At 62.7% G+C, this 14,912-nt stretch carries 15 protein-coding genes and 2 pseudogenes; 5 read left to right on the top strand and 12 right to left on the bottom strand.

Going from position 1 to position 14,912, the window contains the following annotated elements:
- Positions 1–72: 72 nt before the first annotated feature.
- Together B2790_RS11415 and B2790_RS11410 are read left to right on the top strand one after the other, a co-directional pair.
- Positions 73–1,344, top strand: coding sequence for a D-amino acid dehydrogenase (locus tag B2790_RS11415; RefSeq protein ID WP_286918869.1), 1,272 nt, complete (start codon positions 73–75; stop codon positions 1,342–1,344).
- Between the two features lie 27 nt (positions 1,345–1,371).
- Positions 1,372–2,274 carry a transporter substrate-binding domain-containing protein gene (locus B2790_RS11410; RefSeq protein ID WP_286918868.1) on the top strand — a complete coding sequence of 301 codons (903 nt, stop codon included), beginning with the start codon at positions 1,372–1,374 and terminating at the stop codon, positions 2,272–2,274.
- A 153-nt stretch (positions 2,275–2,427) separates the two neighbouring features.
- On the opposite strand, the pseudogene B2790_RS11405 reads toward B2790_RS11410, so the two are convergent.
- A pseudogene (locus tag B2790_RS11405) lies at positions 2,428–2,725 on the bottom strand (addiction module antidote protein).
- Between the two features lie 190 nt (positions 2,726–2,915).
- Between B2790_RS11405 and B2790_RS11400 the strand changes: the two are divergent.
- Entirely contained in the window at positions 2,916–3,803 is an 888-nt protein-coding gene (locus tag B2790_RS11400) for a bestrophin family protein (RefSeq protein ID WP_075043821.1), read from the top strand.
- 130 nt (positions 3,804–3,933) lie between these two features.
- On the opposite strand, the gene phnE is transcribed toward B2790_RS11400, so the two are convergent.
- The 4 genes from phnE to B2790_RS11380 are packed head-to-tail and all read right to left on the bottom strand — an operon-like array spanning position 3,934 to position 7,188.
- Positions 3,934–4,701: a phosphonate ABC transporter, permease protein PhnE gene (gene phnE, locus B2790_RS11395; protein ID WP_274078542.1), complete on the bottom strand. Its 768-nt coding sequence runs from the start codon at positions 4,699–4,701 to the stop codon at positions 3,934–3,936.
- Positions 4,698–5,525 (bottom strand): PhnE/PtxC family ABC transporter permease, encoded by an 828-nt coding sequence (locus B2790_RS11390; RefSeq protein ID WP_286918867.1) that lies wholly within the window; start codon positions 5,523–5,525, stop codon positions 4,698–4,700. Before B2790_RS11390 ends, phnE begins: the two co-directional genes overlap by 4 nt.
- Positions 5,519–6,313 (bottom strand): phosphonate ABC transporter ATP-binding protein, encoded by a 795-nt coding sequence (locus B2790_RS11385; protein ID WP_286101072.1) that lies wholly within the window; start codon positions 6,311–6,313, stop codon positions 5,519–5,521. The genes B2790_RS11390 and B2790_RS11385 overlap by 7 nt, the downstream gene beginning before the upstream one ends.
- Before the next feature lie 20 nt (positions 6,314–6,333).
- On the bottom strand, positions 6,334–7,188 hold the full coding sequence (locus tag B2790_RS11380; RefSeq protein WP_286101071.1) for a putative selenate ABC transporter substrate-binding protein: 855 nt from the start codon (positions 7,186–7,188) through the stop codon (positions 6,334–6,336).
- 127 nt (positions 7,189–7,315) lie between these two features.
- On the opposite strand from B2790_RS11380, the gene selD reads away from it, so the two are divergent.
- Both selD and mnmH read left to right on the top strand, forming a co-directional pair.
- Positions 7,316–8,350: a selenide, water dikinase SelD gene (gene selD, locus B2790_RS11375; RefSeq protein WP_286918866.1), complete on the top strand. Its 1,035-nt coding sequence runs from the start codon at positions 7,316–7,318 to the stop codon at positions 8,348–8,350.
- Positions 8,350–9,462 carry a tRNA 2-selenouridine(34) synthase MnmH gene (gene mnmH, locus B2790_RS11370; protein ID WP_046615825.1) on the top strand — a complete coding sequence of 371 codons (1,113 nt, stop codon included), beginning with the start codon at positions 8,350–8,352 and terminating at the stop codon, positions 9,460–9,462. Before selD ends, mnmH begins: the two co-directional genes overlap by 1 nt.
- 122 nt (positions 9,463–9,584) lie before the next feature.
- Here the strand turns inward: mnmH and B2790_RS11365 are convergent.
- The 7 genes and pseudogenes from B2790_RS11365 to alaC form a co-directional block, all read right to left on the bottom strand.
- A pseudogene (locus B2790_RS11365) lies at positions 9,585–9,731 on the bottom strand (lysozyme inhibitor LprI family protein); the annotation flags it as partial.
- A gap of 31 nt (positions 9,732–9,762) precedes the next feature.
- The gene (locus B2790_RS11360; protein ID WP_286101070.1) at positions 9,763–10,302 is read right to left on the bottom strand and encodes a hypothetical protein; all 540 of its coding nucleotides are present in this window, start codon (positions 10,300–10,302) and stop codon (positions 9,763–9,765) included.
- Between the two features lie 12 nt (positions 10,303–10,314).
- A complete protein-coding gene (locus B2790_RS11355) occupies positions 10,315–10,878 on the bottom strand; it encodes a GNAT family N-acetyltransferase (RefSeq protein ID WP_286918865.1) in 564 nt (187 codons plus the stop codon).
- A 195-nt stretch (positions 10,879–11,073) separates the two neighbouring features.
- Positions 11,074–11,325 (bottom strand): DUF3077 domain-containing protein, encoded by a 252-nt coding sequence (locus tag B2790_RS11350; protein ID WP_274396536.1) that lies wholly within the window; start codon positions 11,323–11,325, stop codon positions 11,074–11,076.
- A gap of 436 nt (positions 11,326–11,761) precedes the next feature.
- Complete coding sequence (locus tag B2790_RS11345; RefSeq protein WP_003259127.1) at positions 11,762–12,145, bottom strand: YkgJ family cysteine cluster protein; 384 nt, start codon at positions 12,143–12,145, stop codon at positions 11,762–11,764.
- 159 nt (positions 12,146–12,304) lie between these two features.
- On the bottom strand, positions 12,305–13,432 hold the full coding sequence (locus tag B2790_RS11340; protein ID WP_286918864.1) for a hypothetical protein: 1,128 nt from the start codon (positions 13,430–13,432) through the stop codon (positions 12,305–12,307).
- 114 nt (positions 13,433–13,546) lie between these two features.
- Positions 13,547–14,755, bottom strand: a complete 1,209-nt coding sequence (gene alaC, locus B2790_RS11335) for an alanine transaminase (protein ID WP_025337748.1) — start codon at positions 14,753–14,755, stop codon at positions 13,547–13,549.
- Between the last annotated feature and the right edge of the window lie 157 nt (positions 14,756–14,912).

Genomic DNA, 14,912 nt, shown 5'->3' with positions numbered 1-14,912 from the left:
CTTTATTCATTTTTCGCCACCTGTCACCTGGCCCTAACCTCAGCCTCGTTCCAACCACGACCAAGGACTGACATGGCTCAGCATGTTTGCATCATCGGCGGTGGCGTCATTGGCCTGTCAACCGCTTACGCACTGGTACGCGACGGCTTTGACGTGACGCTGATCGAGGCTCGCGATTCGTTGGGCAGTGAAACCAGCTTCGCCAACGGCGGCCAGCTGTCCTATCGCTACGTGGCGCCCCTGGCCGACGCAGGTGTGCCATTGCAGGCCCTTGGCTGGATGCTGCGCGGTGAATCGCCGCTGCGATTGCGCCCGCGCTTCGATCGTGCGCAGTGGCGCTGGATGGCAGCATTCCTTGGGGCTTGCCGCTCCTCGGTCAACCGCGCCAACGCCGGCCATCTGCTGCGCCTGGCACTGCTGAGCCAGTCGACCTTGCAAGCCTGGCGTGAGGAAGACGGTCTGGGTGGTTTCAACTGGCGACGCAACGGCAAGCTGGTCACCTTCCGCAAGGCCAGCAGCTTCGAGCATGCGCGCAAGAACCTTGCCGCCCCCCAGCAACAACAGGTGCTGTCGCACGCCGACTGTGCCCGTCTGGACCCAGCGCTGGCGGAGGCGCCCTTTGTCGGCGCCATCTATACCCCGGATGAAGAAGTCGGCGATTGCCACAGCTTTTGCCAGCAACTGGCGGCGCGCTTGCAGGCGTCGGGACGCTGCAAGTTCCGCCTGGGCCAGGCGGTGTCCGGAATTCGCCATGCGCATGGCGTAGTGAATGCGATTGAACTGGACGACGAAGTGCTGCCGGTGGAGCACCTGGTGGTTGCGGCCGGCCATCGCAGTGCGTTGCTGGCACTGCCGGGCATCGACCTGCCGCTGTATCCGCTGAAGGGTTATAGCCTGACAGTACCGATCGGCGCCCAGCACCGGGCGCCGGACCTGAGCATCACCGACTACGACCGCAAGATCGTCTACGCCCGGATCGGTGACCAGTTGCGCGTGGCGGCGATGGTCGACATTGTCGGTTTCGATCCGTCGCTGGACCCCAAGCGCCTGGCCTTGCTCAAGCGCCAGGCCCGCGAGACCTTCGCCAATGCCGGTAATTACGACTACGCCATCGAATGGGCGGGCATGCGTCCGGCCACGCCTAGCGGCGTGCCGCTGCTGGGCGCAACGGCGTATCGCAACCTGTGGCTGAACCTTGGCCATGGTGCGCTGGGATTTACCCTGGCCTGCGCCAGCGCACGTCTGCTGAGTGAACTGATCGGCCAGCGCCGCCCCTCCATCGACCTGCAGGGTTTCACCGCCCGTGCGGCTGGTGGAAGTAACCGTACTGCAGCATGTCTCTGATCCCCTCACCTACAACGGAGAATAACAATGCGAAAAATCACGTTGATCGGCTGCACCCTTGGCCTGTTGCTAACCACCCAGGCCCATGCTGACGAAGCAGCGCTGGGGCCTACCCTGAGCAAGATTGCCAGAGCCAACAGCATTACCTTGGGCTATCGCGATGCTTCAGTACCGTTCTCCTATGTGGGCGACCATTCGGGGCAACCCATGGGCTACTCGGTAGACCTGGCGAACAAGATCGTCGAGCGGGTACAGCAGAAGCTCGCATTGCCCCAGCTCAAGGTGAAATACAACCTGGTGACATCGCAAACCCGCATTCCGCTGGTACAGAACGGTACCGTTGACCTGGAGTGCGGCTCGACCGGCGTCACCGCAGAGCGCCAGAAACAGGTGGCGTTTTCCTATGGGTTCATCTATGTCAAAGGCCAGTTGCTGACGGCCAAAGACAGCGGGATCAAGAGTTTCGCCGGCCTGCGCGGCAAGAATGTGGTGACCACCGCCGGCACCACCAACGAACGCTATCTGAAAAGCTACAACGTCGATAACAAGATGGACATGTACGTGATCAGCGCCAAGGACCACGGTGAAGCCTTCCAGATGTTGCAGTCCGGCCGTGCGGCGGCGTTCTACATGGACGATGCGCTGCTCTACGGAGAACGCGCCAAGGCCCGTGATCCGCACAACTGGGTGGTGGTCGGGGAAGAGCAGTCGCGGGAAATCTACAGCTGCATGGTGCGCAAGGATGACCCGCAGTTCCTCGCGCTGGTGAATGCATCGCTGGGCGAACTGTACAAATCAGGGGAAATCAACGGGATCTACAAGCGCTGGTTCGAACAGCCGATACCGCCTAAAGGCCTGAACCTGGAGTTCCCGATGACCAGCGAACTCAAGGCCATCTTTGCCAAGCCGGTGAGTGACCCGCTGGAGTAGCATCCAGACGACCAGCCCCTCTGGCTCACGGCCTCGCCAAGTACTGGAGGCAATGGCCTCAGCCGCTCCGACCGCGCCTTGTTGCCAGCGCAGGAATGACCTGCGATGAAGCTGACCAACCGCCCCGTTCAGCCCTCCGAAATCCCTGTTCTGCTAGCGGGGAACTACATGGGGCTGAACGAGGAGGTCGACACCCAAGGCACGAATGACTTTCAGCACAGTGTCAAAGCGTGGTTTTGCGCCTGGACTGAGTGCCTTGTACAGACTTTCCCTTCCCAACCCACTCTCGGTGGCGATCTGCGTCATTCCCCCGTGCGCGAGCGATATGGCCAAGTGCCCGAATTATTTCCTCGGTATCGCCATCTGCGAGGACCTGACTAAGGTACTCAGTGATGGCCTCATCACTACTCAACAAGGCCGCCATATCAAACGGGATCAACTTTTCGCTCATTTCACACCCATTCAAGTGTTGAAGCGGCCCACTCTGTCGCCTTACCCCTTATATGGGAACTCAGGCATTTCCCATAACGGGGTCAGACTTTTCTCTTCAAGGTCATAAAAAACCTGCAACACTCAACATCCGAACCTTCGCCGCGCCTCGACGTCCGATCCTGCATCACCCGCGTTTCGAGGTCCCCCGCGTGAAAGACATCATCACCCGCAAGTACCGCCTGGTCGTGAAGACCGTCGGCTACATCGGCTGGTCGTTGTTCTGGCTGCTGATCTGGGATGTGCTGGTCACTATCGATTTCATGCTGTTCTTCAACAGCAAGTTCACCCTGCCACTGATCCCGTTGACCTTGCTGGGCTCGGCGCTGGTGGTGCTGGTGAGCTTTCGCAACAGCAGCGCCTACAACCGCTGGTGGGAGGCGCGCACATTGTGGGGGGCGTTGGTGAACAGTTCACGCAGCTTCGCGCGGCAGGCGCTGACCCTGATCGATGACCCAGATGATGGCCTGAACCCGATCAAGGCTACCCTGCTGCGCCGGCATATCGCCTATGTGAACTGCCTGGCGGCACACTTGAAGGGCGAGCGCTGCCCGGATGAACTGATGGCGTTCATCCCGCCTGCGGAATTCGAGCGGCGCAACCGTTCGAACAATTTCGCCAACGACATCCTGAGTGGTTCGGCGGCGTTGCTGGCGCGGGAATACCAGGCCGGGCGACTGGACAGCATTCGCCTGGCAAGGCTGGAGTCGACGCTGGTGGACCTGTCCAATGCCCAAGGTGGCATGGAACGGATCGCCAATACGCCGCTGCCCTACCCTTACGTGTACTTTCCACGGCTGTTCATCACCCTGTTCTGCCTGATCGTACCGGTGGGGCTGGTGGAATCGCTGGGCTGGTTCACGCCGCTGGCTTCGACGGTGGTGGGCTTCATGCTGCTGGCCATCGAGCGGATCGGGACGGACTTGCAGAGCCCGTTCAGGTTCAGTGAGCATCAGATCCAGATGGACAGCATTTGCGAGACGATCGAGCGGAACCTGGAGTCGATGCAACGGGAGGCGCAGTGTGGGGAGTTGGCTTAGTGCCAGACCTCAACGGCCCTATCGCCGGCAAGCCAGCTCCCACAGGGGCCGTGGAATCCCGTGACCTTGCACCGTACCTGTGGGAGCTGGCTTGCCGGCGAAAGGGCCGCAACGCGGCCCCGGCTATCCATCAGGCCCGCACATAGCGCTGGCGCAACACATCACTCAACGCGTCCACCAGTAACACCAGCACCAGCATCCCCATGATCACCGTGCTGGCCTGGGCCTCCTGGAACAGGCTCAAGGTGGTGTACAGCATCTGCCCCAATCCACCTGCACCGACAAACCCCAGCACGCTGGCCATGCGGATATTGTTCTCCCACCGATACAGGCTATAGGCCAGCAACTGCGGCCACAGATTGGGCAAGGTGCCAAAGCAGAATGCCGCCACCTGGCTACCGCCCTGCAAGCGGATGGCCGCCGCCGGCTCCGGCGGTGCGTTCTCCAGCGCCTCGGCAAACAGCCGCCCCAGCACGCCAGCGGTGTGCAGCGCCAACGCCAGGGTACCGGCATTCGGCCCAAGCCCGGCCGCCAGCACCGTCAGCGCGGCCCACACCAGTTCCGGGATGGCCCGCAGGGCATTCAGCAACAACCGCGCACAGGCCTGCAGCGGCCAACCGAAACGGCCAGCGGCCGGCAGCGCCAACAGCATGCCCAGCAGCATGGCCAACAAGGTGCCCAGGCCGGACATGGCCAAGGTTTCCAGCGCCCCGTGCGCAACCGCGCGCAGGTGCCCGGCAGACAGGTCCGGGTGCAGGAAACGCCCGGCATATTCGCCCATCTGCCCCAGCCCGCCGTTGCCGACCAGCGCCTGCAAGTCCAGCTCCAGGTATGTGAACGAGGCCATCACCGCAGCCACGATGGCGCCTAACACCAGCCAATTGATGACCCGGTTCATGCCAGCCTCCAACGCAGGAAGCGGCTGAGCAGGTCGGCCAGCATCACCAGGACCAGGAACGTCAGCAGCATGCTTGCCACTTCCGCTCCAGCGAACATGCGCATCGACAGGTCGATCTGTTGCCCCAGCCCACCAGCACCGACAAAGCCCATCACCACCGAGGCGCGTACGGCGCACTCCCAGCGGTACACGGTGTAGGACACCACTTCGGACACCGCACTGGGCAGGATGCCGTAGAAAAACGCAGCCAGGCGGCCACTACCCGCCTGCAGCAAGGCATGCGCCGGGCGCTGGTCGACCGACTCGAAGATCTCGGCATAGACCTTGCCGAGCATGCCGCTGTAGGTGATGGCAATGGCCAGTACGCCCGCCGTCGGCCCCAGCCCCACGGCCCGCACGAACAGCAACGCCCAGACGATTTCCGGCACACTGCGCAGGAAAATCAGCAACCAGCGCACCGGCAGGCGCAGCAACCGCGACCATAACCCGGCGCAACCGCCACGGGAGGCTGCGCGTAGCGACAGGGCACGGCTGGCCAGCAACCCGGCAGGGACCGCCAGCAGTAACGCCAACGCCATGCCGGCCGTGGCCACGGCCAGGGTCTGCAGGGTGGCTTCATACAGCAGCGAAAGGAAGTCGGCATCGTGTGCCGGTGGCCAGAAGGCACTGGTGAAACTGGCGATCTGCTGGCGGTTCTCTGCCTGCAGCAGCACCCCGGGGTTCAGTTCGCTCAACCGGATGCCAGGCCACAGAACCGCCACCGCCAGCAGGGTCAGCAGCAACCGCGGCAGCAGCGCCGGGTCGCGGGCATCAAGCTTCAGCATCGCGGAATCTGCACGGTCAGGGTCGGCCCCTGGCTTGGCGGTGAAGCCAGTTGTTCGTTGGCGTACAGCGCATCCAGCAACTGCTCGGTCACCGCTTGCGCCGGGCAGTCGAACGCCACCTGCCCTTCGCGGATACCAATCACCCGCGGGAAGTGCGCCAGCGCCAGGTCCACGGCATGCAGGCTCGCCACCAGGGTCACGCCATTGGCCTGGGCGTGGCGGTTGAGCAAGGCCAGGCTGTGGTCGGCCAGCACCGGGTCCATGGCCGACACCGGCTCATCGGTCAGCAACACCTGCGGCCGCTGGTACAGCGCCCGGGCAATACCCACCCGCTGCAACTGGCCACCGGACAATTGCCCGCACTGCACGAACAGTTTGTCGGCCAGGCCCAGCTCGGCCAGGGCTTGGCGCGCCCCCGGCACATCACTGGGGTACAGCAGGTTGAGCAGGCCGCGCAGCACACTCCACTGCCCCAGGCGGCCGGCCAGCACCGCCGTCACCACCCGCTGGCGCGGTGGCAAGGGCGGTGCCTGGTGCACCAGGCCTACCCGCGCACGCAGGCGCTGGCGGGCCCTGGCGGACAGCGCCCAGGGCTGTTCGCCGAGCAGCTCCAGGCGCCCGCTGCTGGGCTGGACGGCGGTCGCCATCAGGTGCAGCAAGCTGGACTTGCCCGCGCCCGAAGGCCCGATGATGGCGACGCGCTCGCCCTGGCCGATGCTCAGGCTCACGGCATCAAGCGCACGCACCTGGCCATGGCGCAGCCCGGTCCCGTGCAGATGAATAGCCACGTTGGAAGCCACTGTCGATGTCACTTGAGCAGGCCGGCCTCGCGTGCAGCCTGTTCGGTGCCCACGTAGTTCTCAGGTTTGGTCTCGATGAAGCGGCTGGCGGCCTGCAGGTCGAGGATCGCCTTGTGCTCCGGGTTGGCCGGGTCGAGGTCGAGGAAGGCTTTCTTGATCTTCTCTTTCAGCGCCGGGTCCATGTTGCCGCGCACGGTCCAGTTGTAGTCGAAGTAGGTCGGGGTGGTGGCGAACACCTTCACCTTGGCGGTATCAACCTTGCCGGCATCCACCAGCTTCTGCCACACGCTGGCGTTGAGCACGCCGCCATCGACCTTGCCGGCCTGCACCCAGGCCACGGTGGCATCGTGGGCGCCGGAGTAGGCAACGCGGCCGAAGTAGTCTTCAGGCTTGATGTTGTCCTGCTTGAGCATGAAGTAACGCGGCATCAGGCTGCCCGAGGTAGACGAGATGGAACCGAAGGCAAACGACTTGCCCTTGAGGTCGGCCAGGCTCTTCACGTCGGGGTTGGCGGTGATGAACTTGGAAGTGAACTGCGCATCCTGTTCACGCTGCACCAGCGGCGTGGCGGCAGGGTCCTTCAGGTGCACCTGCACGAAGGTGAAGCCCCCCAGCCAGGCCAGGTCCAGGCGGTTGGAAGCCAACGATTCGACTACCGCCGGGTAATCGGCCACCGGCACGAACTTCACGTCCATGCCCAGCTGCTTGCCCAGGTATTCGCCCAAAGGCTTGAACTTGCGCTGCAGTTCGGTCGGTGCTTCGTCAGGGATGGCGCTGACCCGCAGGGTGTCGGCAGCCTGGGCGACAACGGCACAGCAAGACAGCACGAGGCCGGCGGCGAGCGCCAGAGGGCGTTTGAGCATGGGGTGTTCTCCGGTTCAATAGCGGGGAAAGGCCGGCTTATGCGCCGACGACGGGAATTATAAGAGGCACAGGCGCAAAGGCCAGCTTTGCTACAATCGCGCATCAAATTGACCTCCTGAGGTGCACATGAGCGAGCCGATTCGCCTGACCCAGTACAGCCATGGTGCCGGCTGTGGCTGCAAGATCTCCCCCAAGGTGCTGGATGTGATCCTCGCTGAAAGCGGCGCCCAGGCCCTGGACCCGAAACTGTGGGTGGGCAACGCCTCGCGCGACGACGCTGCCGTGTACGCGCTGGATGACGAGCGCGGCGTGGTCTCGACCACCGACTTCTTCATGCCGATCGTCGATGACCCGTACGACTTCGGCCGCATCGCCGCCACCAACGCCATCAGCGACATCTACGCCATGGGCGGCGACCCGCTGATGGCCATTGCCATCCTCGGCTGGCCGGTCAACGTGCTGCCGCCGGAAGTGGCCCGCGAAGTGATCCGCGGTGGCCGAGCGGTATGTGCCGAAGCCGGCATCCCGCTGGCCGGCGGCCACTCCATCGACGCGCCCGAGCCGATCTTCGGCCTGGCCGTCACCGGCGTGGTCAGCAAGCGCCACCTCAAGCGCAACGACACCGCCAGCGCAGGCTGCCACCTGTACCTGACCAAGCCACTGGGTATCGGCATCCTCACCACCGCCGAGAAAAAGGCCAAGCTGCGCACCCAGGACCAGGGCCTGGCTCGCGACTGGATGTGCACCCTCAATACCCCCGGCAGCCGCTTCGGCAAGCTTGACGGGGTCAAGGCCATGACCGACGTCACCGGTTTCGGCCTGCTCGGCCACCTGGTGGAACTGGCCGAAGGCAGTGGCCTTACCGCACACCTGGACTATGCCGCCGTCCCGCGCCTGCCCAGCGTCGACCACTACCTGGCCGAGGGCTGCATCCCCGGCGGTACCCTGCGCAACTTCGACAGCTACGGCCACAAGATCGGCGCCCTGAGCGACGACCAGAAGCACCTGCTGTGCGATCCGCAGACCAGCGGCGGCCTGCTGGTGGCGGTTACCCCGGAGGGTGAAGCCGAGTTCCTGGCGGTGGCCGCCGAACTGGGCCTGCAGCTGGCGCCGATCGGCAAGCTGGTCGAGCGACAGACCCACGCGGTCGAGGTGATCTGATGCGCCCCGACTGCACCGACTTCCGCCAGTTGTTCCTCGACGACGTGCCGATGATGGACATGCGTGCACCTGTCGAATTTGCCAAGGGCGCCTTCCCCGGTGCCGTAAACCTGCCGCTGATGAATGACCAGGAGCGGCAAAAGGTCGGCACCTGCTACAAGCAGAAGGGCCAGGCTGAAGCCATCGTTCTGGGCCACAAGCTGGTCAGCGGTGAGATCAAGCAGGCACGCCTGGAGGCCTGGGCAAAGTTCGCCGAGGATCACCCGGAAGGCTACCTGTACTGCTTCCGTGGCGGCCTGCGCTCGCATCTTGTGCAGAAAGTGCTGCGCGATGAGAAGGGCATCCACTACCCCCTCGTCGAGGGCGGCTACAAGGCCATGCGCCACTTCCTGCTGGAGACTACCCAACAGGCGGTCGCGCAATGTGATTTCGTGCTCGTGGGCGGCCTGACCGGCACCGGCAAGACCGATGTGCTGCACCTGCTGGACAACGAGCTGGACCTGGAGGGCTACGCCAACCATCGAGGTTCCAGCTTTGGCAAGCGCGCCACTGCACAGCCAGCGCAGATCGACTTCGAAAACAGGCTGGCCATAGACGTGTTGAAAAAACGCGCCCGGGGTATCGAGCAGTTCGTGCTGGAAGACGAAGGCCGAATCGTGGGCAGCTGCACCGTACCGCTGGAGTTGTACCAGGGCATGCAGCAATACCCGCTGGTGTGGCTGGAAGACAGTTTGGCCAACCGCGTGGAGCGTATCCTGCGCGACTACGTGATCGACCTGAGCGCCGAGTTCGTCAGCCTGCATGGTGAAGAAGATGGCCTTCGACTGTTTGCCGAAACGCTTCTGCAGAGCATGGGCAGGATTCACAAGCGCCTCGGCGGCGAGCGCCATCAGCGGCTGTCGGAAATCCTGCGACAGGCGCTGGAAGAACAGCAGCGCAGTGGTTCGGTGGAGTTGCACCGGGTCTTCATCGAAAGCTTGCTGAGCGAGTATTACGACCCGATGTATGCCTACCAGCGTGCAGCGAAAGCAGAGCGTATCGAGTTTGCCGGGGATGCGGTGGAAGTGCGCGAGTACCTCAAAGCCCGGGCGCTGCGCGAACCGCGCAAGTAAAAACGGGGCCGCTTCGCGCCCCATCGCCGGCAAGCCAGCTCCCACAGGTATTGCACTGCCTGACAGGGCATGCGTTCCCTGTGGGAGCTGGCTTGCCGGCGATAGGGCCAGTACAGACAACCTCACTGCCCAGGGCTGAGCACCCGCTCCAGCTCCGCCGCGCGGTCGCGGGTCATGTCTATCACACAGGACCCACCTTCCAGCTGCGCCATGGTCCCGCCACTGGCCTGCACATGGAACCCGCAATTGCCATCGCGGTAGGCAAGCCAAATACTTGGTCATAAACCCTGCTTGTGGGTATCACAGCGTCTGTGGCTGTTCCGGCGGCATCAGTACCTTGCCCGGTTCGAAGCGCAGCGACGGCATCTGCGTTGCCGCATACAACGCCACGCCAAGCGCCGCGATCAACACCACATCCAGCCAGCTCCAGCCCGGCATGTCGTCGGCGCTACGTGCCCTCCAGCAATGCCAGGCCTGGCCCACACAAAACACCACCATCGCCGCCAGCCACAGGTAGAAACCGGCACCGAAACCGGCCAGGTCATGAAATTCATAGCTCTGATTGTCCGGCAGACGGTCAATTCCAAAGCTGCTGGCCGCCAGATACAAAGCCACCAGCCCGACCAGCAATGCCAGCCGGCGAAAGCGTCGATGGGCAAGGACCGCCAGGGCCAGCAGCGGGTTGGCAAACCACTGGTACAGACCGAAGGGCATGCCCCAGGGCCCATACAACAGCATCTGCAGGGCCGGCATGTGGCGGTCGCCACTCATCAGCGCGCCATCGAAGAACAGTGCGAGCAGGTACAGCAGCAGGCTGGCGCTCAGGTAAAAAGCTGGCAAGAGATCTACTTCCTATGCAACCGGGGGCTCTAGCAGAAGGCCATAAATACCCGAATCGGACAACTCGCCGGCAACACACCAACGCGCACGCAATGTGCCTTCCAGCACGAAGCCCTGGCGCTCCAGAGTGCGTGCCGAACCTTGGTTGCGCGGGTCTATCTCGCCTTCCAGGCGGCGCATGTGCAGGGTGTGGGCGAGGTAGTCGATGAAGCAGGTCAGTGCTTCGTCCATGTAGCCCCTGCCCTGCACCGCGCTGGCGAGGCAGTAGCCGATTTCACCACGACGGGATACATCGTCGATGTTGAACAGCTGGACCATGCCGATCAGTTCGCCGTTGTCACGGCGGTACATGCCAAGCTTGAGCTGGCCGCCATTAGCATAGGCTTCGCGGTCGGCGGCCAGGGCGCTTTCGGCTTCGGCCAGGTTTTGCCAAGGTGCATGATGCCAATAGCGCATGACCTCGGGGTCGGCCATGATCGCCAGCCATTGCGCAGCATCGGCATGGCGCATGGGGCGTAATTGCAGACGCGGGCTGTCGAGGCAGAGGTCACTGGGGAAACTGCGGGGTGGGGTCACGCCGGATCTCCTGTCCATTGCTGAGGAGATGACAGTTTAACGTCAAGCGATCGGTTCAAGCATCCCGGGGCTGCTGCGCAGCCCATCGCCGGCAAGCCAGGCTCCCACAGGTATAGTGCAAGGCTCTGGGCCTGTGGTGTACCTGTGGGAGCCTGGCTTGCCGGCGATGGGCCGCAAAGCGGCCCCAAAAATCGTTCAGGCGCCCCGATTCAATCCCAGTTCCATGTCATTGACCAGCGCCTTGGCCATGGCACTGAGAATCCGTGCCGCGCTGCCGGCGATCTTGTCGCCCTCCATCTCGGCCTCTTCGTTCAAATGCTTGATACAGCCGATCAGCACCGACAATTCATCGAATGCCAGATCGAGCGGGACGTTCGGCTCTACCCGGTACAGCTCGAGGAACTTCTCCACGCCTGCGGTGGTGCAGGATTTGAGGTGATTGCTCATGATGAACTCCAAATGTGTGCTGAAGGCAACCACCTCGATCCTTCTCACAGATTTGGGCGGCAGCCGTGCGCGAGGTGAGAAGCCCGTGTTGGAGTCACCACGGTCAGGCCGAAGCCTGCACGCGCACAGCTGCCATAAGCTGACAAGAGGACTACCAACGACGAGTTCTCACACTCGCTCGCCTTCTGGGCGAACGGTGAAGTTAACGCTGTGGTATTTCCCTGCCTATCAGACGGCAACCGACTGAGCTCGTAGGATAATTCCCAATGCCCGGCCACCTGAAGCATTTGGTTTCAGGTTCAGAATCTTCTTACAGCTGATGGCCTCTTCGCGGGCACGCCCGCTCCCACAGGGACCGCACAGTGTTTGAGTCCTGTGCAGTACCTGTGGGAGCGGGCGTGCCCGCGAAGAGGCCGACAAAGGCAACCAGGATGAATCAGGCCACCTCAGCCCCATCATCCGGCCAATGCGGCTCGTTGGCCCCGGGCGGGGTCAGCGGTGGCAGGCCATACGCCGCCCGCGCATCGTCGCAGCTGGGGTTATGCACCCCACCCTCCCACGACGCCTCGAACTCGCGGCAGGGGCTGGAGCGGTTGGCGTAGATGGTGCACGCCACCTCCTGGCCGATCTCGCCCTGCAGGCTGATGCAGCGGCAGGGTTTGGCATCGGTGCCGATCATGGCAACACGGGTGGGGTTGATCTGTACCACCAGGTCGTCCGGTACAAGGCCCCCGGCAGACTGGCATTCGCCCCAGAAAAAGGACACACGGAAGTACCCGCAGCAGGCGCCGCAGTCAAGGCAAGGGTTGTATTCGGACATGATGGCACGAAGGGAAGGTTGTTGTTATCGGGGCTGGCCCGCGGCGCCATTTTCAATCCAAGCCGGGGCGGCTGGATAGAGGGGGAATGCAAAAATATTTGCCGCTGATCCGGCAATTGAGCATGGACGACCAGCGCCTTCGCCGGCCGCCCGTTCAAGTTAGCGCAATGCCTCGTAGGAAGTGACATCCCAGCGCTGCAGGCCTAGTCCTTCTGTCGGCTCATAGCTATCACCACACACCTTGCTGAAGTGCGTCCGAGCTTCTCCGCAATACACCAGACGGTCGTCCTTTTGACCCTCGGTAAGTACGGTATACGACTTGCTGCGCATGGCCTTGTACTGCCCTTCCGCACCAGCCATGACCATGTGATATTGCATCAACTGGTTGTTGCTCAGGGACAGGCGCTTGTCCAGTTGCACACCCCAGCGGGTCAGGCAGACCTCGGCAAAATGGCGAACGATCAACCCCGGCTCCGCCAGTACCTTGCCGTCACCCGCACCGTCGACGGAGGCGTTGCCCACCAGCGTGGCATGCCGGCCTGGCATGGGGTAGATGCACATCCGCGTATCCGGTTCGACCGAGGGGATCACACAGGCGAAACCTTTGGATCGTTCGTCCCGCGAATAGAAACCCACGTACTCGCGGACATTGCCCGCCAGGGTTACCCGCTGGCTTTGCAGGTTACCGATGCCTGGCACCGGGTCGATGACGAAGATATTGACGGGTATGTCCCGTAATACAGGGTCCTGCGCCATGGCGTTGGCCAGCATGTGGCAACTGATGCCACCCCTGCTCCAACCCACAAGGTTCACCTGGGTCGGCAAGCGCGGCTTGCGGAACAAGCTGATGATGCGCTCCTGCAACTCTTGCGGTGTTGGATGGCGCTCGCCGTAGTCGTAGGTGCGCCAGAACCAGGAGGCTGTGGAAGAAACATCCGGAATGGGTACGCCAGCATCCTTGAGGCGCTCGTACTCCTCCTCGCTCAACTTGGTGCGCTGCCAGCTGCTTTCACCCTTGATCACCTGCAGCACATGGTTGACGTTCTCTTCCCACCCGCGGCCGAACAACTGACCGGTCCAGTTGAAGTAGCCGCCAGGCTCGACGAACAGATTGTCATCCTGGAGGTTGCCGCTGCCGGGGCCGTCAACGGCGATCCAGTGGGCAAATTCGCGGCCCTGGTCATTGCTGGCCAGGGTCGAGACCAGCTCGCCATTCCAGAAGTTGGGGTTGGCGTCGTCGAAGCGGTGGGAACCGGTACCGCAGAAGTAGGCAGTGAAGACACTCATTTGTGGATCTCTGTGGTGAGAAATGAGTGCAGAAAAATAGGTAGATGAATCGGTGGGATGCAGGTGGAAAACTCGCCCTTGAGTCAGTTGGGGCTGCTTTGCAGCCCCAACAGCTTATTTGCGGGCCACCCCATCAGCCCGGAACATCTGCCGGATCCCGCGAATCGCCTGGCGAATACGGTCCTGGTTCTCGATCAGGGCAAAGCGCACATGGTCATCACCATAATCACCAAAGCCGATCCCCGGCGACACGCATACCTTGGCCTCGGCCAGCAGCTTCTTGGAAAACTCCAGCGAGCCCAGGTGCGCGTACTCCGGCGGGATCTTCGCCCACACGTACATCGAGGCCTTGGGGTTCTCGACCATCCAGCCCAGCTCGTGCAGCCCTTTGACCAGCAGGTTGCGGCGCTGGCGGTATTGCTCGGCGATGTCGCGCACGCACTGCTGGTCGCCTTCCAGTGCTGCAATGGCAGCCACCTGCAGCGGGGTGAAGGTGCCGTAGTCGTGGTAGCTCTTGATCCGCGCCAGGGCACTGACCAACTCGGGGTTGCCGACCATGAAACCGATCCGCCATCCGGCCATGTTGTAGCTCTTGGACAGGGTGAAGAACTCCACCGCAATGTCCTTGGCCCCCGGCACCTGCATGATCGACGGGGCTTTCCAGCCGTCGTAGACGATGTCGGCGTAGGCCAGGTCATGCACCACCAGCACGTTGTACTGCTTGGCCAAAGCCACCACGCGTTCGAAGAAGTCCAGCTCCACACACTGGGCGGTGGGGTTGGACGGGAAACCGAGGATCATCATCTTCGGCTTGGGGATCGACTCGCGGATGGCCCGCTCGAGTTCGTTGAAGAAGTCCACACCCGGTACCAGCGGCACCGAACGCACCTGGGCACCGGCAATCACCGCCCCGTAGATATGGATCGGGTAGCTGGGGTTGGGCACCAGCACCGTGTCGCCCTGGTCAAGGGTGGCCAGCATCAGGTGTGCCAGGCCTTCCTTCGAGCCGATGGTGACGATGGCTTCGCTTTCCGGGTCGATGTCGACCTCGTAGCGTTCCTTGTACCAGTTGGAGATGGCCCGACGCAGGCGCGGGATGCCACGGGAGGTGGAGTAGCCGTGGGTGTCTTCACGCTGGGCGACCTGCACCAGCTTCTCGACGATGTGCGGCGGGGTGGCGCCATCGGGGTTGCCCATGCTCAGGTCGATGATGTCCTCGCCACGGCGGCGGGCAGCCATCTTGAGCTCGGCAGTGATGTTGAAGACGTAAGGGGGGAGACGATCGATGCGCGCAAAGCGGCGCGGCGAACCTGGGTTGGCCATGGCTTCCTCTGAGTACGTAAGCGCCCGGAACCGTCCGAGCGACGCTGGCCGATGTGGCGGCCTGAATCAGAAGATAGTGCCGATACAGGATGCTTGTAAAGGACAATTTCCTGTTTTAATAGATCTTTTCAGATGTATTTTTTGAAAATAAGAACTT

Origin of the sequence: Pseudomonas sp. UBA6753 (assembly GCF_002453565.1) — a bacterium.
Classification (GTDB): Bacteria; Pseudomonadota; Gammaproteobacteria; order Pseudomonadales; family Pseudomonadaceae; genus Aquipseudomonas; species Aquipseudomonas putida_Z.
Note: the sequence above shows the minus strand (reverse complement) of the source record. Positions and strands in the feature narration are given on the sequence as shown.